This window comes from Nocardioides sp. JCM 18999, assembly GCF_055391175.1.
Genome location: NZ_AP043887.1, coordinates 3,225,163 through 3,245,199 on the forward strand (window position 1 = coordinate 3,225,163; position 20,037 = coordinate 3,245,199).

At 70.8% G+C, this 20,037-nt stretch carries 23 protein-coding genes; 9 read left to right on the forward strand and 14 right to left on the reverse strand.

What is annotated here, in order from left to right; genetic code table 11:
• The first annotated feature begins 11 nt into the window (after positions 1-11).
• Positions 12-1,532 carry a malate dehydrogenase (quinone) gene (gene mqo, locus ACZ5J1_RS16000; RefSeq protein WP_464560527.1) on the forward strand — a complete coding sequence of 507 codons (1,521 nt, stop codon included), beginning with the start codon at positions 12-14 and terminating at the stop codon, positions 1,530-1,532.
• An 8-nt stretch (positions 1,533-1,540) separates the two neighbouring features.
• Here mqo and ACZ5J1_RS16005 read toward each other — a convergent pair whose 3' ends face one another.
• Positions 1,541-3,064 (reverse strand): glycoside hydrolase family 5 protein, encoded by a 1,524-nt coding sequence (locus ACZ5J1_RS16005; protein WP_464560528.1) that lies wholly within the window; start codon positions 3,062-3,064, stop codon positions 1,541-1,543.
• A gap of 34 nt (positions 3,065-3,098) precedes the next feature.
• Here ACZ5J1_RS16005 and ACZ5J1_RS16010 point away from each other — a divergent pair, with 34 nt between their 5' ends.
• Positions 3,099-3,539: a DUF2231 domain-containing protein gene (locus ACZ5J1_RS16010; protein WP_464560529.1), complete on the forward strand. Its 441-nt coding sequence runs from the start codon at positions 3,099-3,101 to the stop codon at positions 3,537-3,539.
• A gap of 3 nt (positions 3,540-3,542) precedes the next feature.
• Here ACZ5J1_RS16010 and ACZ5J1_RS16015 read toward each other — a convergent pair whose 3' ends face one another.
• Entirely contained in the window at positions 3,543-4,091 is a 549-nt protein-coding gene (locus ACZ5J1_RS16015; RefSeq protein WP_464560530.1) for a helix-turn-helix domain-containing protein, read from the reverse strand.
• A gap of 77 nt (positions 4,092-4,168) precedes the next feature.
• On the opposite strand from ACZ5J1_RS16015, the gene ACZ5J1_RS16020 reads away from it, so the two are divergent.
• On the forward strand, positions 4,169-5,779 hold the full coding sequence (locus ACZ5J1_RS16020; protein ID WP_464560531.1) for an FAD-dependent oxidoreductase: 1,611 nt from the start codon (positions 4,169-4,171) through the stop codon (positions 5,777-5,779).
• Positions 5,780-5,828: 49 nt separating this feature from the next.
• On the opposite strand, the gene ACZ5J1_RS16025 is transcribed toward ACZ5J1_RS16020, so the two are convergent.
• The 4 genes from ACZ5J1_RS16025 to ACZ5J1_RS16040 are packed head-to-tail and all read right to left on the reverse strand — an operon-like array spanning position 5,829 to position 8,279.
• Complete coding sequence (locus tag ACZ5J1_RS16025; RefSeq protein ID WP_464560532.1) at positions 5,829-6,362, reverse strand: GNAT family N-acetyltransferase; 534 nt, start codon at positions 6,360-6,362, stop codon at positions 5,829-5,831.
• 24 nt (positions 6,363-6,386) lie between these two features.
• Positions 6,387-6,863, reverse strand: a complete 477-nt coding sequence (locus ACZ5J1_RS16030) for a MaoC family dehydratase (RefSeq protein ID WP_464560533.1) — start codon at positions 6,861-6,863, stop codon at positions 6,387-6,389.
• On the reverse strand, positions 6,856-7,608 hold the full coding sequence (locus ACZ5J1_RS16035) for an SDR family oxidoreductase (RefSeq protein WP_464560534.1): 753 nt from the start codon (positions 7,606-7,608) through the stop codon (positions 6,856-6,858). The genes ACZ5J1_RS16030 and ACZ5J1_RS16035 overlap by 8 nt, the downstream gene beginning before the upstream one ends.
• Entirely contained in the window at positions 7,605-8,279 is a 675-nt protein-coding gene (locus ACZ5J1_RS16040; RefSeq protein WP_464560535.1) for a TetR/AcrR family transcriptional regulator, read from the reverse strand. The genes ACZ5J1_RS16035 and ACZ5J1_RS16040 overlap by 4 nt, the downstream gene beginning before the upstream one ends.
• A gap of 129 nt (positions 8,280-8,408) precedes the next feature.
• On the opposite strand from ACZ5J1_RS16040, the gene ACZ5J1_RS16045 reads away from it, so the two are divergent.
• The gene (locus ACZ5J1_RS16045) at positions 8,409-9,179 is read left to right on the forward strand and encodes an SDR family NAD(P)-dependent oxidoreductase (RefSeq protein ID WP_464560536.1); all 771 of its coding nucleotides are present in this window, start codon (positions 8,409-8,411) and stop codon (positions 9,177-9,179) included.
• Positions 9,176-10,132, forward strand: a complete 957-nt coding sequence (locus ACZ5J1_RS16050) for a patatin-like phospholipase family protein (protein ID WP_464560537.1) — start codon at positions 9,176-9,178, stop codon at positions 10,130-10,132. The genes ACZ5J1_RS16045 and ACZ5J1_RS16050 overlap by 4 nt, the downstream gene beginning before the upstream one ends.
• Position 10,133: 1 nt before the next feature.
• Here ACZ5J1_RS16050 and ACZ5J1_RS16055 read toward each other — a convergent pair whose 3' ends face one another.
• From ACZ5J1_RS16055 to ACZ5J1_RS16065, 3 genes are read right to left on the reverse strand one after another with little or no spacing between them, the layout of a single operon-like run.
• Complete coding sequence (locus ACZ5J1_RS16055; RefSeq protein ID WP_464560538.1) at positions 10,134-10,745, reverse strand: MBL fold metallo-hydrolase; 612 nt, start codon at positions 10,743-10,745, stop codon at positions 10,134-10,136.
• Entirely contained in the window at positions 10,742-11,842 is a 1,101-nt protein-coding gene (locus ACZ5J1_RS16060; RefSeq protein WP_464560539.1) for an S-(hydroxymethyl)mycothiol dehydrogenase, read from the reverse strand. Before ACZ5J1_RS16060 ends, ACZ5J1_RS16055 begins: the two co-directional genes overlap by 4 nt.
• Positions 11,843-11,848: 6 nt before the next feature.
• Positions 11,849-12,535, reverse strand: a complete 687-nt coding sequence (locus tag ACZ5J1_RS16065; protein WP_464560540.1) for a TetR/AcrR family transcriptional regulator — start codon at positions 12,533-12,535, stop codon at positions 11,849-11,851.
• An 84-nt stretch (positions 12,536-12,619) separates the two neighbouring features.
• Between ACZ5J1_RS16065 and ACZ5J1_RS16070 the strand changes: the two genes are divergently transcribed.
• Together ACZ5J1_RS16070 and ACZ5J1_RS16075 are read left to right on the forward strand one after the other, a co-directional pair.
• Positions 12,620-13,480, forward strand: a complete 861-nt coding sequence (locus tag ACZ5J1_RS16070; protein WP_464560541.1) for a 3-hydroxybutyryl-CoA dehydrogenase — start codon at positions 12,620-12,622, stop codon at positions 13,478-13,480.
• The gene (locus tag ACZ5J1_RS16075; protein ID WP_464560542.1) at positions 13,481-14,647 is read left to right on the forward strand and encodes an acyl-CoA dehydrogenase family protein; all 1,167 of its coding nucleotides are present in this window, start codon (positions 13,481-13,483) and stop codon (positions 14,645-14,647) included.
• A gap of 295 nt (positions 14,648-14,942) precedes the next feature.
• Here ACZ5J1_RS16075 and ACZ5J1_RS16080 read toward each other — a convergent pair whose 3' ends face one another.
• From ACZ5J1_RS16080 to ACZ5J1_RS16095, 4 genes are all read right to left on the reverse strand, one after another.
• On the reverse strand, positions 14,943-15,569 hold the full coding sequence (locus ACZ5J1_RS16080; RefSeq protein ID WP_464560543.1) for an HD domain-containing protein: 627 nt from the start codon (positions 15,567-15,569) through the stop codon (positions 14,943-14,945).
• A gap of 28 nt (positions 15,570-15,597) precedes the next feature.
• Positions 15,598-16,371: a crotonase/enoyl-CoA hydratase family protein gene (locus ACZ5J1_RS16085; RefSeq protein WP_464560544.1), complete on the reverse strand. Its 774-nt coding sequence runs from the start codon at positions 16,369-16,371 to the stop codon at positions 15,598-15,600.
• Positions 16,372-16,432: 61 nt separating this feature from the next.
• Entirely contained in the window at positions 16,433-16,588 is a 156-nt protein-coding gene (locus ACZ5J1_RS16090; RefSeq protein WP_464560545.1) for a hypothetical protein, read from the reverse strand.
• Positions 16,589-16,775: 187 nt separating this feature from the next.
• Positions 16,776-17,939, reverse strand: coding sequence for an ROK family transcriptional regulator (locus tag ACZ5J1_RS16095; RefSeq protein WP_464560546.1), 1,164 nt, complete (start codon positions 17,937-17,939; stop codon positions 16,776-16,778).
• Positions 17,940-18,054: 115 nt separating this feature from the next.
• Here ACZ5J1_RS16095 and ACZ5J1_RS16100 point away from each other — a divergent pair, with 115 nt between their 5' ends.
• Positions 18,055-18,903 (forward strand): SDR family oxidoreductase, encoded by an 849-nt coding sequence (locus ACZ5J1_RS16100; RefSeq protein WP_464560547.1) that lies wholly within the window; start codon positions 18,055-18,057, stop codon positions 18,901-18,903.
• Between the two features lies 1 nt (position 18,904).
• Here ACZ5J1_RS16100 and ACZ5J1_RS16105 read toward each other — a convergent pair whose 3' ends face one another.
• On the reverse strand, positions 18,905-19,624 hold the full coding sequence (locus ACZ5J1_RS16105; protein ID WP_464560548.1) for a GAP family protein: 720 nt from the start codon (positions 19,622-19,624) through the stop codon (positions 18,905-18,907).
• A gap of 59 nt (positions 19,625-19,683) precedes the next feature.
• Here ACZ5J1_RS16105 and ACZ5J1_RS16110 point away from each other — a divergent pair, with 59 nt between their 5' ends.
• On the forward strand, positions 19,684-20,034 hold the full coding sequence (locus ACZ5J1_RS16110) for a VOC family protein (protein WP_464560549.1): 351 nt from the start codon (positions 19,684-19,686) through the stop codon (positions 20,032-20,034).
• The last annotated feature ends 3 nt before the right edge of the window (positions 20,035-20,037 follow it).

The following is a 20,037-nucleotide window of genomic DNA, read 5'->3' on the forward strand; positions in this document are numbered from 1 at the left end:
AGAATGCGGCTATGGCCTCCTCCCACGCTCAGGTCGCGATCGCGGACAGCACTGCGGACAGCTCAGCCGACGCCAAGCACATCGTGCTCATCGGCGGCGGCATCATGAGCGCCACGCTGGGCACCCTGCTCGCCGAGCTCGAGCCGACCTGGTCGATCCGGATCCTGGAGCGCCTCGACGCCCTCGCCGAGGAGTCCTCCGGCCCGTGGAACAACGCCGGCACCGGCCACTCCGCGCTGTGCGAGCTCAACTACACCGCGGAGAAGGCCGACGGCACCGTCGAGATCTCCAAGGCGGTCACGGTCAACGAGCAGTTCCAGATCTCCCGCCAGCTGTGGGCGTTCCTGGTCGAGTCCGGTCGGATCCCCGACCCCGCCGCGTTCATCCGCACCACTCCGCACATGTCCTTCGTGTGGGGCGCCGACAACGTCGACTACCTGCGTCGTCGGCACGAGGCGCTCAAGGACCACCCGCTCTTCGTCGGCATCGAGTTCAGCGACGACCCCGAGGTCATCCGCGGCTGGGCGCCGCTGCTTCTGGAGGGTCGTTCCGGTGCTGAGCCGATCGCTGCGACGTTCCACCCGGCCGGCACCGACGTGGACTTCGGCACGCTGACCAAGCTGCTCACCGCGAACCTGGTCGCCTCCGGCGCCACCGTCGAGTACGGCGCCGACGTCAAGGACGTCCACCGCACGATGGACGGCACCTGGCACGTGATGGGCAAGTACCGCTCGGGCGCCGCCAAGGGCGACGCGTTCCACCACACGGCCGACTTCGTCTTCGTCGGCGCCGGTGGCCGCGCGCTGCCGCTGCTGCAGAAGTCCCGGATCAAGGAGATCCACGGCTTCGGCGGGTTCCCGGTCTCGGGTGAGTTCCTGCGGACCTCGAAGCCGGAGCTGGTCACCCAGCACCTGGCGAAGGTCTACGGCAAGGCCGCCGTCGGCGCCCCGCCGATGTCGGTGCCGCACCTGGACACCCGCGTGGTGGACGGCTCGAGCCACCTGCTCTTCGGCCCCTACGCCGGCTGGACCCCCAAGTTCCTCAAGCACGGCTCGTGGTTCGACCTGTTCGGCTCGATCAAGCCGGGCAACCTCGGCCCGATGCTGAGCACGGCGGCGCACAACATGTCGCTGACCAAGTACCTGGTCTCCGAGGTGCTGCGCTCCAAGGACTCCAAGTTCAAGGACCTGCTCGACTTCTTCCCCGACGCCAAGCCGGGCGACTGGGACACGATCACCGCCGGTCAGCGCGTCCAGGTGATCCGCCCCGACGGCACCCTGCAGTTCGGCACCGAGGTCATCACCGGCTCCGAGGGCACCATCGCGGGTCTGCTCGGTGCGTCCCCGGGCGCCTCGACGGCCACGCCGATCATGCTCGAGGTGCTCAGCCGCTGCTTCCCCGAGAAGGCCGAGGCCTGGGCCCCCACGCTGAGCGAGCTGGTGCCGACGTACGGGACGAAGCTGGGCGAGGACGCCGCGCTGGCCAACGAGACGTTGACCCGCACCGCCAAGACGCTGCAGATCAGCAACTGACCTGACCCTCACCTGATACGACGGGCCGCGCTCGTCCGGGTCAGGGAGAGGTGACCGGGCTTGCGGCCGGTCACCTGCACCGAGAGCTTCGCGCGCCGGTCGGCCCGCCGGATCCGGTACGTCGCCCGGTCGGCGCCCGCGATCGGGCGACCGTTGCGCCGCCACACGAAGCTGAGCCGCGTCCCCCACGTCCAGCCACGCACGCGTGCCGTGAGCCGGCGCCCGACCGCGGCCGTGCCGACCAGCTTCGGTCGCGACCCGAAGACCACCCGCAGCGGTGGTGGAGCCGCGTTGGTCAGTGGCCCGGTGGGGTTGGGCGTCCCGTTCGGGGGCTCGGCCATCATCTCGGCGGGATCCATCGGCGGCACCGGGGTCCGACCGAGCCGGTCGTGCACGACCCGCCCCGCCGGCACCCGCGGGGTGAACGTGCCCGGCTCGAGCAGCGCGTAGTCGCCCTTGGCCGCGATCTCGCCGGGTGTCAGGTTCCACCAGGCCCACGGCATCGAGCCGATCCCGTGCCGCTCCCCGAAGGCCATCGCGTCGTTGAGCCAGGTCGGGTCGGCGCTGGCGTACCCGGTCTCGGTCATCACCACCGGGGTGGTGTGCGCGACCGGGTCGACCATCGGGGTCCAGCACGCCCGCGGGCAGCTCTGGTGCACGTAGTCGTGCCAGCCCGCGACCAGCTGCGGGTCGTCCGGGGCGTGGGCGCGCCAGCCGGTGAGGTCGTTGCCGAACTCGAGGCCCGACGCGATCACGGGCTGGTCGGCACCGGCGCCGCGGACCGCTGCGACGAGCGCGCTCATCCCGGCGGCGACGTACGTCGGGGAGGTGGCGGTCGGGACCTCGGCCTGGGTCAGGTCCGGCACCCGGCAGCCGCCGTCACGCCAGCAGTCCCAGCTGACGTGGCTGGCACCCGGGCGACCGGGCCAGATCTGGGCGGGTGAGTAGGGCTCGTTGAACAGGTCGAACATCACCGACGGGTCGTCCTTGAACGTCGCGGCCAGGCTGGCCCAGAACGTGACCGACTGCTGGTCCGGCATCGCGCGCTGGTCACGGAGGGCGAGCCGTCCGGCCGGAGCGTTCCAGTGCAGGTCCAGGATGACGGCCAGACCGGCGCGGTGCGCCAGGTCGACGCGGGCGGCGACCTCGTTGCGGTAGGTCGTGGTGCTCGGGTTGGTGCCGGCCGTCGCGCCGTCGGTGCCCAGCCAGCAGTCCTGGTTGAGCGGGAGCCGGACCACGTCGATCCCCCAGGTCGCCATCGCGGCGGTCTCGGCGGCGCTGTGACGGGGGCTGGCGTCCCAGCCGTTGGTGCCGGTCGTGCCGACGCAGGAGTACTCCAGGTCGGGCCAGTTGACCCCGCGCGGGATCCAGCGCTGGCCGGTGACCTGGTCGATCAGGACGGGTCCGTCCACGACGGGACGCGGCGCCGCCGGGGCCGCCGGGGCCGCGTGGGCGGGGTCGGGCACGACCAGGAGGGCCAGGACCGCCAGGATCACGGCGCCGATCGCCAGCACGCCACGGGCGCGGCCCATGTCGTGATCGGGTTCGACCCGGCATGCTGGACGCATGGACTCCATCAACGGTCTCCCGCTTCACCCGCTCGTGGTGCACGGGGTCGTGGTTCTACTTCCACTGGCAGTCATCGGCACGCTCGCCATCGTGGTCAAGCCGAACTGGCGGGCGACGTACGGCTGGTTGGTCGTCGCGATCACTGCGGTCGCGACCGCCCTGATCCCGATCGCGACCAACTCCGGCGAGGCGCTGGAGAAGCTGGTCGGGGATCCGGGCAAACACGCAGATCTCGGCAAGCAGCTGATCTGGTTCGCGTTGGCGCTGCTGGTCCTCGACGTCGTCTGGGTCTGGCTCGGTCGGCGTCCCGAGACGAGTCAGGCGGTCGTCGTCACGGTTGCGGTGCTGGCCGTCCTGGCGGCGCTGGCGACGGCGGTCCAGGTGTACCGGGTCGGTGAGTCCGGGGCCCGCTCGGCGTGGGGTGGCGTGATCCGCTGAGATTCAGCTGTCGGCGTGGGTGTGCATCCGCACGCCCGCCTGGTTGAAGATGCTGATCACCTCGGCCGGCCGCGTGCCTGCGGCGGAGAGGCTGTGCGGGGTGCGGGTGTCGAACTCGGCCGCCTCGCCGCGCGTCAGGATCAGCTCGCGCTCGCCGAGGCGCAGCCGCAGCTTGCCGCTGAGCACGTAGAGCCACTCGAAGCCGTCGTGGACCCGCAGCTCCGGTGGCTCCCCGGGCGGGAAGGTCACCTTGTAGGTCTCGATCGCCGACCCCTCCGGGGCCAGCGGCACCAGCACCATGCCGTGCCGCTTGATCACCGGCCGTCGCACCCGCGGGTCGGGCACCTCGGCGGGCAGCAGGTCGTCGATCCGGATGCCGAGCTGGCGGGTGAGCGGGAGCAGCAGCTCGAGGCTGGCCTGACGCTTCCCGCTCTCCAGCCGCGACAGCGTGCTCGCCGACAGCCCCGCGCGCTCGGCGAGGGTCTCCAACGTCCAGCCACGATCCTGCCGCGCCGCCCGCAGCCGTGGCCCGACCTGCTCCAAGCCGTCCATCCGCACTCCTCGTCCAGTTCTTGCCATTTCTGCAAGACTGTTTGCGATTCTGTCATGGTCGACGCACTCTTGTCAGCATGGAACACAGCCACACCTGGGATGTCCTCGTCATCGGAGGCGGCGCCGCCGGCCTCAGCGCCGCCCTCACCCTCGGCCGGGCGCGCCGCCGCGTGCTCGTCGTCGACGCGGGCGAGCCGCGCAACCGCTACGCCGCGCACATGCACGGCGTGCTGGGGCACGAGGGGCTCGATCCAGCGGAGCTGCTCCGGCGCGGCCGCGCCGAGATCGCCGAGTACGGCGTCGAGGTCGTCACCGGAACGGTCGACCGGCTCGAGGACCACCCCGACGGTGCCGGGCTGATCGCCACCCTGGCCGACGGATCCCGTCACGCCGCGCGCAGCACCCTCGTCGCCACGGGACTGACCGACGAGCTTCCCGCCGTCCCAGGGTTGGCCGAACGGTGGGGCACCGGCGTGGTGCACTGCCCCTACTGCCACGGCTGGGAGGTGCGCGACCAGCGTCTCGGCGTGCTCGCGACCGGCCCGTTCTCCGTCCACCTCACCGAGCTCATCCGCCAGTGGAGCGACGACGTGGTCCTCTTCTCGGACGCCCTGGGCGACCTCCCGGTCGAGACCGTACGACGCCTGGAGAGCCGCGGCGTGCGGATCGTGACCAGCCCCGTGATCGAGGTGCTCGGCCCGGACGGGACCGTGACCGGCGTCCGCACCGAGGAGGGGGTGGTCGAGGTCGGCGCGCTCTTCGTCGGCGCCACCCCGCGCCCGCACGAGGGCTTCCTCGGCGGACTCGACCTCGCCCACGAGGAGGGTCCGCTCGGCCCGGTTCTCGCCGTGGACCCGATGACCGGCCGGACCAGCCACCCGTGGGTCTGGGCGGCCGGCAACGTGGTCAACCCCGGCCTCAACGTGCCGATGTCGATCAGCGCCGGCGTCTCCGCCGCCGCGATGCTCAACATGGCGCTGATCAGCAGCGAGTTCGACGCCGCCGAGGCCGAGGTGCCCGCGGTGCACTGGGAGGCGCGCTACAACGACACCGGCGACCAGGCGCAGATCTGGTCAGGACGGGTGAACGCGACGACCGCCGCGGTCGCGGCGACCCTGACCCCGGGCCGGGCACTGGATCTGGGCTGCGGCGAGGGCGGCGACGTGATCTGGCTGGCCGAGCAGGGCTGGCAGGTCACGGGGGTGGACATCTCGCCGACCGCCGTCGCCCGCGGCGCCGAGGCCGCCGCCGCTCGGGGGCTCGAGGAGCGGGCCACCTGGATCGCCCACGACCTGGAGACCTGGGAGCCGCAGGCGTCCTACGACCTGGTGACGGCCTCGTTCTTCCACTCGATGGTCGACCTGGACCGCACCGAGATCCTGCGCCGTGCGGCGGCTTCGATCGCGCCGGGCGGGCACCTGCTGATCGTCTCGCACGCGGCGTTCCCGCCGTGGTCGAAGGCGGCCCAGGAGCACCAGCACGAGGACCACTCGCATGAGGACCACACGCACGGCGGCGGCCATCACCACCACGACTTCCTCAGCCCCGACCAGGAGATCGCCGAGCTCGACCTGCCGGACGGGCAGTGGGAGACGGTGCTCGCCGAGACCCGTTCCCGCGACGCGGTCGGTCCCGACGGGACCGAGGCGACCCTCGAGGACGGCGTGGTGCTGCTGCGCCGTCTCTGACCCGCCGAGATGGCCCGTCTGGTCCGCCGAGATGGCCGGTCTGGTGCGCTCAGAGCTCCTTGACCATCATCACGTTGTCGTGGCCGATGCAGGTGAATCGGCCGACCTCGACGTAGCCGCGACCCGCATGGAAGGCCAGCGAGGGGTCGTTGTCGTCGACCGCCTCCAGCGCCATCCGGCCGTGCGGGGCGGCCAGCGCCTCGAGCTCGTCGTACACGGCGCTGGCGATCCCCCGACGACGGAACGCGGGATCGATCGCGATCCGGTCCAGGTAGACGAGGTCGCCGTACCGGTCCTTGAACCACTCGAAGTTCGGCGACCAGTACGGCGCCTCCGGACCGTAGGCGACGACGAACCCGGCCACCTCGCCCTCGACGTCGATCACGTCGAACCGCTCCGCGATGGCGAGCTTGCGGCGCAGCTTCGCCTCGTCCATCGGAGCGAGCACCTCGACGTTGTCGAGGTTGATCCGCAGGACGGTCGCGATGTCGGCGTCGGTGATGGGGCGCAGCGAGCAAAGTGTCACGGTGACAGGTTGCCTCATCGGTGACATCTCGGAGGTGTCACCCTCGACGCCAGCCATCACCGTGACACTGTGCGAGCCACCTCAGCCCGGGATGACGACGACGAGGAACTCGGCGACGCAGGCGGGCTTGGGGCTGTCCTCGATCTCGATCGTGACGTTCCACTGCACCTGGTAGCCGCCGGCACCGGGGGTGACCGAGGCGAGCTCGAGCCCGGCACGGATCCGGGAGCCGACCGGCACGGGGGCCGGGAAGCGGACCTTGTTGGAGCCGTAGTTGAGCCCCATCGCGATCCCGGTCAGGTCGTAGATCTCGGCCATCAGGACCGGGGCCATCGAGATCGTCAGGAAGCCGTGCGCGATCGTCCGCCCGAACGGACCCTCGGCGGCGCGGGCCGGGTCGACGTGGATCCACTGGTGGTCCCCGGTGGCCTCGGCGAACTGGTCGACCTGCGCCTGGGTGATCTCGTGCCACGAGGAGTAGCCGACGTGCTCGCCGACCGCGGCCTCGAGCTCGGCGACCCCGTTGAAGACCCGCTTCTGCACGCCGGCCTCAGTCAACGGGACCACCGGCGACGTAGAGCACCTGGCCGGTGACGTAGCCCGCGGCCTCGCCGGCGAAGAACGACACGGCGTTGGCGATGTCGTCCGGGACACCGGTCCGGGCGACGGGGGTGTTCTTGGCGATCATCTCCTTGAAGTCGGAGAACTCCATGCCCATCCGGGCGGCGGTGGCGGCGGTCATCTCGGTCTCGATGAAGCCGGGGGCGATCGCGTTGGCGGTCACGCCGAACTTGCCGAGCTCGATCGCCAGGGTCTTGGTGAAGCCCTGGACGCCGGCCTTGGCGGCGGAGTAGTTGACCTGGCCCCGGTTGCCCACCGCGGAGGTGCTGGAGAGGTTGATGATTCGGCCGTACTTGGCGACGGTCTGGTGCTTCTGCACCTCGCGCGTCATCAGGAACGAACCGCGCAGGTGGACGGCCATCACGGAGTCCCAGTCGTCGACGCTCATCTTGAACAGCATGTTGTCGCGGATGATGCCGGCGTTGTTGACCAGGACGGTCGGAGCGCCGAGCTCCTCGGCGACCTTGGCGACGGCCGCGATGACGGACGCCTCGTCGGCGACGTTGGCACCGACGGCGATCGCTTCACCACCGGCGGCGTTGATCGCGTTGACGACGTCGGCGCACGAGGCCTCGTCCAGGTCGAGGACGGCGACCTTCATCCCGTCGGCGGCCAGACGCTTGGCAACGGCGGCGCCGATGCCACGAGCGGCGCCGGTGACGATGGCGGTACGAGTGGTCATGAGTGTTCTCCGTGCTTCCGTGATGGTGACAGTTCTGCTGTCACAATAGAGGGCGTTCCTGCAGGTGAGGTCCGGGGTGCGACCATCCGCACCGCCAGGTCGGCATTCAGGACGGCGACCCGCTCCGCGTCACGCGCCAGGCTCGGGTCGAACCATCGGACGAGGTCCACCGAGAGGGAGAGCAGCGCTCGGGCGGTGCCTTCGACGTCGCCGACCTCGAAGGCGCCACGGGCCTGGCCGTCGTGCAGCGCGTCGATCATCAGCCGGGTGAGCTCGCGACGCAGGTCGAGCATCTCGGCACGGTGCGGCTCGGCCAGGGCGTGCAGCTCGTACTGCACGACGCGGCCGCGCTTGGCGTGCGCCATGTGCCAGTGGCTGAACCGGTGCACCATCGCCCAGAGCCGCCGCACCGGATCGGCGAACTCCTCGAACGCCTCGCGCAGCACGGCGAGGGAGTCGAGGTGGCCCTGGAGGCTGATCGCGTAGAGCAGCTCCTCCTTGGAGCCGTAGTGGATGTAGACGGCCGCCGGGCTGCGGCCGGCTCGGGCCGCGATGTCGCGGGTGCCGGTACCGCCGAAGCCCTTCTCGGCGAACGCGTCGGCGGCCGCGTCGAGGAGGCGCTGCTGGGCGGGGCTCAGGGCCGGGCCCGGGCCGGGGCTCACATCGGTCATCGCGCTCCCCCTTTCCGCGGCTGCGCGGAGCAGACATCCTGGACACACTCGCAGCACCGTGGAATGCTGCTGAGCGAACGCTTACCTAAGCGATTGCTCACTTGTATCACGATCCCGGAGACCACCGCTATGGCCCAGACCCCGCTCCCCGACCTGTTCCGGCTCGACGGTCGGGTCGCGATCGTCACCGGCGCCTCCAGCGGCCTCGGTGTCGCCTTCGCCCAGGGCCTGGCCGAGGCCGGCGCCGACGTGGTGATCGCCGCCCGTCGCGCCGACCGGCTCGCCGACACGCTGGCCCTGGTCGAGGCGACCGGCCGCCGCGGCCTCGCCGTCCCGACCGACGTCACCGACCCCGACTCCTGCACCGCCCTGGTCGCCGCGGCGATGGAGGCCTTCGGCCGGGTCGACATCCTGGTCAACAACGCGGGCGTGGGCACGGCGGTGCCGGCGCTCAAGGAGACCCCCGAGCAGTTCCGCCAGGTGATCGACATCAACCTGCACGGTTGCTACTGGATGGCCCAGGCGTGCGGCCGCGTGATGGGTCCGGGCTCGAGCATCATCAACATCTCCTCCGTCCTCGGCCTGACCACCGCAGGCCTTCCCCAGGCGGCGTACGCCTCCTCGAAGGCGGGCCTGATCGGGATGACGCGCGACCTCGCCCAGCAGTGGACCGGCCGCAAGGGCATCCGGGTCAACGCGATCGCGCCGGGCTTCTTCACCAGCGAGATGACCGACACCTACCCGCCCGGCTACCTCGAGGCCCAGATGGCTCGGGTCACCGTCGGCCGGGTCGGCGACCCGGCCGAGCTGGCCGCGACGGTGGCGTTCCTCGCCTCCGACGCCGCCGGCTACATCACCGGCCAGACCATCGCCGTCGACGGCGGCATCACGATCACGTGACCCAGCCCGCGATCCAGCCCGTCCTCGAGGTCCTCACCCACCGCCGCGACACGGGCAGTCGACCCGGCCAGCGCGAGGACCCGCACCGGGTCGCGCTCGTCATCGAGGGTGGCGGGAACAGGACGGCGTACTCCGCCGGGATGGCGTTGGCGTTGGACTCGGCCGGTCTCGTGGACTCCTTCGACGCCCTCTACGGCACCTCGGGCGGCGCCCTGAACGCGGCGTGGCTGCTGACGGGCCATGCCCAGGAGTTCCTGCCGGGCTGGGCGTTCCCCGAGGTCGCGTCGGCCGGCGTGAACGATCCGCGTCGCCTGCTCCGCGGCGGCCCGGCGGTCGACCTCGACGTGCTGGTCAACGAGGTCTACGAGCACATCACCCCGATGGACTTCGACGCGATCCTGGCCAACCCGGTGACCTTCCACCCGATCGCCACGGACGTCGAGTCCGGTACGCCGACGGACCTGGCGCCGCACATCGTCGACCGCGGCTCGCTCAAGACCGCGCTGAAGGCGACCACGACGCTGCCGCTGCTCGCCGGGCACCCGGTCGCGTTGGGCGGGCGCCGCTTCCTCGACGGCGGCCTGGCCGAGGCGGTCCCGTTCCGCACCGCCTTCGCCGCCGGGGCCACGCACGTGCTGGTGCTGCGCACCCGCCGGGCGGGCCAGTCCTCCAGCGGGTCGCGGCTCGAGCAGGCGCTGATGCGGCCCTACTTCCTGCGCCACGCCCGCGGTGCCGAGGCGAGCTACCGCGACCGCGCGCGTCGGTACGCCGCCGACGACCTGTTCCTCGACGCCCCTCCCGCCGACGCAGGGGCGCTGATCACGCAGGTGCGACCGCCAGCCGACTCGCACGACGTGCCACGGTTGGGCAAGGACCTGAGCGTGATCGCCGAGGCGCTGGCGATCGGCCGGGCCGCGATGGACGCGGTCCTCGAGGGCCAGCCCGAGCGTTAGGTCAGGCGCCGAGGGCCGCCTTCTCGGCCGCGATGGTGGTGTCCTCGCCGTGGCCGGTGTGCACCACCGTCTCGTCGGGCAGGGCGAAGAGCTGGGCGCGGATGGAGTCGACGATCAGGTCGGCGTCGGAGAAGGAGCGACCGGTCGCACCGGGGCCGCCGTGGAACAGGGTGTCGCCGGTGAAGACGCAGCCGAGCTCCGGCACGTAGAGACAGACCGCGCCCGGGGCGTGACCCGGCGTGTGCAGCACCTTGAGCTCGGTGCCGCCCAGCCCGATCGTCATCCCGTCCTCGAGATCGACGTCCCACTCCAGGTCGCCGTGGGTGAGCTCCCAGACCGGACGGTCGGCCGGGTGCAGCAGGATCGGCGCACCGGTGGCCTCGGCCAGCGCCGGCGCGACCCGGACGTGGTCGTCATGGGCGTGCGTGCACACGATGGCTGCCACCACCCGGTCGCCGACCACGGTGAGGATGTCCTCGACCGAGTGCGGGGCGTCGATCACGACGCACTCGTGGTCGTCACCGACCACCCAGATGTTGTTGTCGACGTCGAACGTCTGCCCGTCGAGCGAGAACGTGCCCGACGAGACCGCGTGGTCGACCCGGGCGCTCACAACACGACCACCGAGCGCAGCACGTCGCCGTGGTGCATCCGTTCGAACGCCGCCTCGACGTCGTCGATCGAGATCTCCTCGGTGACGAAGGCGTCCAGGTCGAGCCGGCCCTGCTGGTACAGGTCGACCAGCATCGGGAAGTCGCGGGACGGCAGGCAGTCGCCGTACCAGCTCGACTTGAGCGCGCCGCCGCGGCCGAAGACGTCGATCAGCGGGATCTCGGGAACCTTCATGTCCGGCGTCGGGACACCGACCAGGACGACGGTGCCGGCCAGGTCGCGGGCATAGAACGCCTGCTTCCACGTCTCCGGGCGACCGACCGCCTCGACCACCACGTCGGCACCCTCGGCGCCGGCGTAGACCTCACCGCAGATCCGCTTGATCTCCTCCACCGGGTCGACCTGCGAGGAGTCGACGAGATGGGTCGCGCCCAGCTTGCGAGCGGCTTCGAGCTTCTTGGCGTCGATGTCGACGGCGATGATCGGGTTCGCCCCCGCCAGCGCGGCACCGGCGATCGCGGCCACGCCGACACCGCCGCAGCCGATCACGGCGATCGAGCGACCGCGGGTGATCGCGCCGGTGTTGATCGCCGCACCCAGCCCGGCCATCACGCCGCAGCCCAGCAGCCCGACCGCAGCCGGACGGGCCGACGGGTCGACCTTGGTGCACTGCCCGGCGGCGACCAGGGTCTTCTCCGCGAACGCCCCGATCCCCAAGGCCGGCGAGAGCTCGGTGCCGTCCTCGAGCGTCATCTTCTGCTTGGCGTTGTGGGTCGCGAAGCAGTATTGCGGCTCGCCCCGGTCACACGCCCGGCACTGCCCGCACACCGCGCGCCAGTTGAGGATCACGAAGTCGCCGGGCGCGACGCCGGTGACGCCCTCGCCGACGGCCTCGACGATCCCGGAGGCCTCGTGGCCCAGCAGGAACGGGAACTCGTCGTTGATCCCGCCCTCCCGGTAGTGCAGGTCGGTGTGGCAGACCCCGCAGGCCTGCACCTTCACCACCGCCTCACCCGGACCGGGGTCGGGCACGTTGATCGTGACGAGCTCGACCGGTGATCCCTTGGCACGAGCGATGACTGCCTTGACCTGCTGCATGAACGCCTACCCCTCTGAGTCTGCTGAAACTTCTGCTGCATGGGCGTCGAGCGCCCGTTGGACCCTGCGGGCGATACTCGCCGTGTCGCCGCCCAGCTTCACCACCACCACCGCAGTCTCCTCCGTCGAGGTGGACTGCCCGAGGACGAGCTCCATCGCGTGGTTGAACTCCGCGATCGGGTCGCCCGACTCGTCGCGCAACCAGCCCCTCAGGACGTGATTGTGCGCCGCGACGACCGTCGCCGCCATCAGCTCCGCGCGCAGGGAACCGTCGGGCAGGTCGATCCACCACCGGCGCAGGTAGCTGGCGAAGAGCAGCTCGTACTGGCGCAGGCTGGCCAGCTCGCGCGAACGCAGCGTCGGCACGGTCGAGGTGAGCCGGTAGCGAGCCCGCGCCATGTCGCCCTCGCTGAGGTAGTGCATCAGCACCACTCGGGCCGCGTCGGCGACCGCGATCTCCCGGGTGTCGGCCTGGGAGAGCTCGAGCCGCTGCCCGATCCGGGTCAGGAGCGCGGCGTGCTCGGGGAAGATCACGTCCTCCTTGGAACCGAAGTTCCGGAAGAAGGTCGATCGACTGACGGCGGCACGCGTCGCGATCTCGTCCACGGTGGTGCTCTCGTAGCCCTGCTCCTCGAAGAGCTCGAAGGCCGCGGCGACGAGCCGCTCCCGGGCTGAACGCTCACCTGAGGTCATGGATTGAACCTATCCAATGAAACGGAGTATCGTGAAGGTGGAATTGCGTTTCACTAGAGGTTCGAGTCGAACAAGGAGACAGGCATGACGGGTATCGAGCGGGTCGGAGTGGTCGGCGGTGGCCTCATGGGGTCCGGTATCGCCGAGGTCAGTGCACGCGCCGGCAAGGACGTCATCGTCGTCGAGTCGAGCGCGGGTGCCGTCGACGCCGCCCAGCGTCGCCTGACCGCCTCCCTCGAGCGCGCCGAGCAGCGCGGCAAGATCGACTCCGCGGCCGACGTCCTGGCTCGGATCCGCGTCGTCGACGACCTCACCACGCTGGCCGACCGCCAGCTGGTGATCGAGGCGATCCTCGAGGACGAGGGCGCCAAGATCGACCTCTTCCAGAAGCTCGACAAGATCGTCACCGACCCCGAGGCGCTGCTCGCCTCCAACACCTCGTCGATCCCGATCATGAACCTCGCGGTCGCCACCTCGCGCCCGACCCACGTGCTCGGCATCCACTTCTTCAACCCCGTCCCCGTGCTCTCCCTGGTCGAGCTGGTGCCCTCGCTGCTCACCAGCCGTGAGTCGGTCGACCTGGCCCGCTCGTTCGTCATCGACGACCTGGGCAAGCACCCGGTCGAGTCGCAGGACCGCGCCGGCTTCATCGTCAACGCGCTCCTCATCCCCTTCGTCCTCTCGGCCATCCGGATGTACGAGTCCGGCTTCGCCTCGGCCGAGGACATCGACGAGGCCCTGGTGCGCGGTGCCGCACACCCGCAGGGTCCCCTCGCCCTGGCCGACCTGATCGGCCTGGACACCACCAAGGCCGTGGCCGAGTCGCTCTACGAGGAGTTCAAGGAGCCGCTCTACGCCCCGCCGCCGCTGCTGATCCGGATGGTCTCGGCCGGCCTGCTCGGCCGCAAGGCCGGCCGCGGTTTCTACACCTATGGAGAGAAGTGAATGAGCAACCCGCTCTACGGTCTGCCTGAGGACCACATCGAGATCCGGCGCGCGATCCGCGCCATCGTCTCGGACAAGATCGCCCCGTACGCCGCCGAGGTCGACGAGGACGCGCGCTACCCGCAGGAGGCGCACGACGCCCTGGTCGCGTCCGACTTCTACGCACCGCACGTCCCCGAGCAGTACGGCGGCGTCGGCGCCGATGCCCTCGCGACCGTGATCGTGATCGAGGAGATCGCCCGCGCCGACGTGTCGGCCTCGCTCATCCCGGCGGTCAACAAGCTCGGCTCGTTGCCGCTGCAGATCGGCGGCTCGGACGAGCTCAAGGCGAAGTACCTGACCAAGCTCGCCGCCGGCGAGGGCGGCTTCTCCTACTGCCTGTCCGAGCCCGACGCCGGCTCCGACGCCGCGGCGCAGAAGACCCGCGCGGTGCGCGACGGCGACGAGTGGGTGCTCAACGGCGTGAAGCGCTGGATCACCAACGCCGGCGTCTCGGAGTACTACACCGTGCTCGCGATGACCGACCCGGAGAAGCGCTCCAAGGGCATCAGCGCCTTCATCGTGGAGAAGTCCGACCCCGGCGTCTCCTTCGGTGCGCCGGAGAAGAAGCTCGGGATCAAGGGCTCCCCGACCCGCGAGGTCTACTTCGACAACGTCCGGATCCCGGCCGATCGCCTGATCGGCGAGGAGGGCAAGGGCTTCGAGTACGCGATGAAGACCCTCGACCACACCCGCGTCACGATCGCGGCCCAGGCCGTCGGTGTCGCGCAGGGTGCGCTCGACTACGCGATCGAGTACGTCAAGGAGCGTCAGCAGTTCGGCAAGCCGATCGCCGAGTTCCAGGGACTGCAGTTCATGATCGCCGACATGGGGATGAAGGTGGAGGCTGCTCGCCAGCTCACCTACGCCGCCGCCGGTCGCTCCGAGCGCGGCGATTCCGACCTGACGTTCTTCGGCGCCTCGGCCAAGGCGTTCGCCTCCGACGTCGCGATGCAGGTCACGCTGGATGCGATCCAGCTGCTCGGTGGCTACGGCTACACCCGGGACTACCCCGTCGAGCGGATGATGCGCGACGCGAAGATCACCCAGATCTACGAGGGCACCAACCAGGTGCAGCGGATCGTCGCGGCCCGCCAGCTGCTGGCTGGGGTGCAGACGAACATCTGATCGATGCTCGCCGGGCCAGGGCCGCGCTGCTTCACGCAGCAGACCCTGGCCCGCGGCATTCCGCGACTTGCACCGTGTTCGAACAAATGTTCGAATGCACGAGTGGTTGGTGGGAACTCAGAGGCCGAGTGGATCCGAGGGTATGAGACGGCTCGAGCGCTCTGCCTGCGGCACGGCATCGAGCCCGAGATGCCGGACTCGGTGACGACGGCGTACGAGTCCGGGTTCAGCTGGGGCGTCTTCGACTGGCTCGATGCGAACGGACTGCCGCACCACCGGGCGATGTGACTGAGGATCAGGCGTCGGGACGGATCCAGCCGTTCTCGAGCCCCTCGCGGACGATCAGGTCCGCGAACTCGCCCAGGGTGGTTCCACGCCCGACCACGTCGGCCTCGCGTGCCCGCACGTCGGCCTCGCTCACCCCCGGCGTCTGCCAGGTGCCGCCACGAGCGAGCCAGTTGAGCAGCATCGGCTCCAGCCGGTCCATCGACTTGGCGAACCGCGCCTCGGGTGACTCGTTGGCCTCGAACTCGTCCCACGCCTCGCGCACGCGGCGGGCCTGGTCGGGTGGGAGCAGCCCGAACAGCAGGTCGGCGGCCGCCTGCTCGCGAGCGACCTGATCGACCACGGCGTCGTCGTCGAAGACCGGACTGTCCCCGGCATGGATCTCGACCAGGTCGTGCACGACGACGAGCTCGAGCGTCCGGCCGACGTCGATCGGCTCGGTGGCGTACTCCGACAGGATCAGGACCATCAGCGCGAGGTGCCACGAGTGCTCGGCGTCGTTCTCCCGTCGTGCCGCCGCTGCGAGGGGCGAGGCGCGCAGGACCGTCTTCAGCCGGTCGGCCTCGGCGAGGAAGGTGAGCTGGGCCCGCAACCGCTCGCCGACCTGCTCGGGCAGCGGGTTCTGCGAGACGATCACGGCGCTCAGCTCTCCAGTCCGGTCAGCCTCAGCGGCCCGTCCACTGCGGGGCGCGCTTCTCGGCGAACGCCGCGGCCCCTTCGGTGGCGTCGGCGGAGGAGAAGATCGGGTCGACGATGGTCTGCTGCCGGGTCCAGCGCTCCTCGACCGGCCAGGCGGCGGACTCGACGATGACCTGCTTGCTGGCGCGCACGGCCAGCGGACCGTTGGCCGCGATGACCTCGGCCAGCGCCGTGGCGGCGGTGAGCGCCTCGCCGTCGGCGGTGAGCCGGTTGACCAGCCCGAGCTCGTGGGCGCGCTCGGCGCCGAGGAACTCACCGGTCAGCGCGAGCTCCATCGCCACGTTGACCGGGATCCGTTCGGGCAGCCGCATCAGACCACCGGCGGCGGCGATCAGGCCGCGCTTGACCTCGGGGATCCCGAACTTCGCACCCTGGCCGGCGACGATCAGGTCGCACGACAGCGCGACCTCGCAGCCACCGGCGAGCGCATAGCCCTCGACCGCGGCGATCAGCGGCTTGGCGGCCGCTCTCTCGACGATGCCGGCGAACCCGCGTCCCTCGACCGCCGGGAAGTCCCCGGCCAGGAAGCCCTTGAGGTCCATCCCCGCGCAGAACGATCCACCGGCACCGGTGAGGATCCCCACCGCGAGGTCGTCGTTGCCGTCCAGCTCGTCGAGGGCACTCGCGATCCCGCGGGCCACGGCACCGGTGATCGCGTTCTTCGCCTGCGGCCGGTTGATCGTGATGACCATGACGCTTCCGTCGATGGTCACCAGCACACTGTCGTCGGTCTCACTCATGCACAAGAGAATGCCCGACCGCCGACCCGCGCGTGAGCGATCGGCTCAGGAGCGTCGGCGGTCAGCCGGCGTAGCGGGAGCCCGAGGGCGACGTACCGAGGTGGTAGGCGTTGAGCGCGGCCTCGAGGTCCGTGCGCTGCGGCACCCAGCCGCGGGCGAGCTCGTCGCGGAACATCGTGACGATGGCCGTCCGTTCCGTCAGCGAGAGCCGCTCCACCCAATGAGCGTCATCGATCTCCTGACGGTGGCGTCGTCCGAACATCGATATAACCCCCAGTCCCATGCGGACCGCGCGAATCGGCCCGTTCGCTGCGAGGTGCAGCGCCTACCCCACGAGACCTTTTCCGGCGGGACGGGTCGTGGCCGCAGGACGGCATCTACCCAGAAGTGGGTACGACGTCTCCTCAGCCCTCCACCCGGGAGGCGGCCAGCCCGGCCTCGAGGGCGCCGAGCGCCTCGGTGTGCTCGCCGAACGGGGAGAACTCCACCTGGGCCCGGGCGAACATCATCGGCAGGACCGCGCGGTCCAGGCCGGCCTGGACCGCGGTCAGCAACGGAGCGCCGGCCGCGGCCAGGGGTCCACCGATCACGATCCGACCGGGGTTGAGCGCCATCGCCACCATCGCCAGGCTGCGTCCCAGCGCGTTGCCGGCCTCGCTCACCAGCGTGACCGCGACCGGGTTCCCCTCGCGCACGAGCCGGAGGGTGTCCTCGAACGTGATCGGCTCCCGCAGCGCCTGCTCCAGGGCCGTCCGGATCGCCTCGGTCGAGCTGAGCGTCTCCAGGCAGCCCCGGCGCCCGCAGCGGCAGACGGTGGCCGCGTTGGGATCGAAGTTGAGGTGGCCGAGCTCCCCGGCCGCGTTGGAGGCGCCGTGGATCAGGTGGCCCTCGATCATCACGCCGGCACCGATGCCGGCGGCCACCTTGAGGTAGACGACGCCTTGGTCCGACCCGGTCTCACGGTCCAGGGCGACCGCACCCATGTTGGCGTCGTTGTCGACCACGGGGGCGATGCCGAGCTCGCGCTCGAGGATGTCGCGCACCGGGGTGTCGTCCCAGGGCGAGAGGATCGCGCCCGGCACCACCTTGCCGGTGGAGACGTCGACCGGCGCGGGAATGGCCAGCCCGAGACCGGCGAGGTGCGACGGCTCCAGTCCGAAGCGGTCGCACAGGTCCCGGATCCGCGCGGCGGCGAAGGAGACGATCTCGGCCGGCGCCGGCTCGCCGGCGAGCGGGAGGTACTCGTCGGCACGGATGTCGTGCAGGCCGGTGCCGAGCACGAGGCGGAGGTAGGTCCGGCCGAGGTCGACCCCGATCCCCGGCATCGCCTCCTCCCGGACCAGCGAGACCACCTTGCCCCGTCGACCGTTGGCGACGCCGTCGGCGATGGCCACCTCGTGGGTGGCGGCCATCGTGCGGATCAGGCCCGAGACGGTCGCCGCCGAGAGTCCGGTGCGTCGCGCGAGGTCTGCCTGGCGCATCGGCTCGACGGCGAGGCAGTCGAGGATGCGCTGACGGTTCTGCGCCCGCAGGGCAGAGGTGGAACCAGGCGCCACGGCGCGTGTCATGTTCGGGACCCTCCCGGTCTGACGGGCGCCGTCGCCCGACCGACCCCACCCGATGTTCACAAGATGAACGGATCGTCCCAGGTTACGCCTCGGATTTTCCGATTATCTTCGGAACATGACCGGTTCTCCCGAGCTCGCGATCACCGGCGTCACCGGCTTCCTCGGTGGTCACGCCGCCCGTTCCCTCGCTGGTGCTGGGGTTCCGCTCCGGATGCTCGCCCGGGATCCGGCCCGGGCGCCGGACCTGCCCGGCGCAGTGACCCTTCTAGCCTCGTACGGCGACCTCGACCGCTCACGCGAAGCGCTGCGCGGCGCACGGGTGCTGTTCATGGTCTCCGCGGCCGAGGCGGCGGATCGACTGAGCCAGCACCTCACCTTCGTCGAGGCCGCCGCCGCGGCCGGGGTCGAACATGTCGTCTACACCTCGTTCGTCGGTGCAGCGCCCGGGGCCACGTTCACGCTCGCCCGCGACCACTGGGCGACCGAGGAGGCGATCCGGGCCAGCGGGATGGGGTTCACCTTCCTGCGCGACAACCTCTACCTGGACTTCCTGCCGCACCTGGCCGGCGAGGACGGGGTCATCCGCGGTCCGGCGGGGAACGGTCGGGTCGCGTCCGTCACCCGCGCCGACGTCGTACGGTCCGCGGTGGCGGTGCTCACCGACCCCGACGCCCACCGGGACATCACCTATGACCTGACCGGGCCGGCCGCGCACACGCTGGCCGAGGTGGCCGCGATCGTCGGCGAGGAGACCGGACGCGCGATCCGGTTTCACGACGAGACGGTGGCCGAGGCCTACGAGTCGCGGAAGCAGTGGCCCGCCCCGGCGTGGCAGTACGACGCCTGGGTCTCGACCTACACCGCGATCGCGGCCGGGGAGATGGACGGGGTGAGCGGGGACGTGGAACGCCTCACCGGTCGGCCGCCGACCGGGCTGCGGGAGTTCTTGGCCCAGGGCGACTGACTCAGCCGATCAGCGCGGAGATCCCCTTCTGGATCTGGATCACGCCGATGCCGAGGAGCAGGGCGGCGTTGAGCAGGTTCGTGCGGGCCGCCACCCAGTCCCGGAGCCCGTCGACCATCGGCCGCGCCGCCTCACCGCGGACCACCACCACACCGACCGGGACCAGGACGGGAAGCACCGAGACGACGGTGAAGATGCCGACGACCAGAGCGGACTGGGCCGCCGGGAGCGCCGCCTGGTTGACGTCGAGCGCGGCGATCAGGGCGCAGGACGCGTCGACCGGGTTCAGCGCGAACAGCCCCACGCCGAGGGCGAAGGTGCGGAAGAACGTGAACTGCGAGACCGCCTGGAGGTAGCCCGGCAGCTGCGGTGCCGCTGCGGCGACCTCACCCGGTGTCGTCGCCGACGCCATCGCCTGCCGGTGGCCCTGGCCGCGCCGGATGACGAAGTAGGCCGCCAGCACCATGAACGCACCGAGGAGGACACGCAGCCGGGAGAACCAGGTCGGGGCATCGAGGTGATCGGGAGTGTCGAAGACGGCGAAGACCACGAGGCCCAGGACGAGCACCAGCAGCAGGCCCACCACCCAGCCGAGGGCGAACGCGATCCCGTTGCGGCGTCCCCGTTCCGCCACGAGCACGGCCACCAGCGCCAGGATCGCCAGCGGGCTGGCGATGATGCCCAGCGCCGTCGGCGCCAGGTTCCACAACAGCTCGCCCACCGGCATTCCCTTCGATTCAGGCTCAGCGTAGGGCCCGCTCGTCGTGCCAGACTCGAGACATGGAGCGGGTCCTCGGAATTGGTGGCTACTTCCTGCGTGCGCGCGACCCGGAGGCACAGCTCGCCTGGTACCGCGACGTGCTCGGGCTCGATCTCGGTGAGCACGGGCTGTGGCAGCCCGAGGCCGGCCCGACCGTGGTGGCGACCTTCGAGTCGGCGACGACGTACTTCGGGGCGCAGACCCAGCAGACGATGGTGAACTTCCGCGTCGCGGACCTCGACGCGATGCTCGCCCAGCTGCGGGCCGCCGGCGCGGCCGTCGACGACGAGGTGCAGGAGATGGAGGGGGTCGGCCGGTTCGGGTGGGTCACCGATCCCGAGGGGAACCGGATCGAGCTCTGGCAGCCCTGAGCC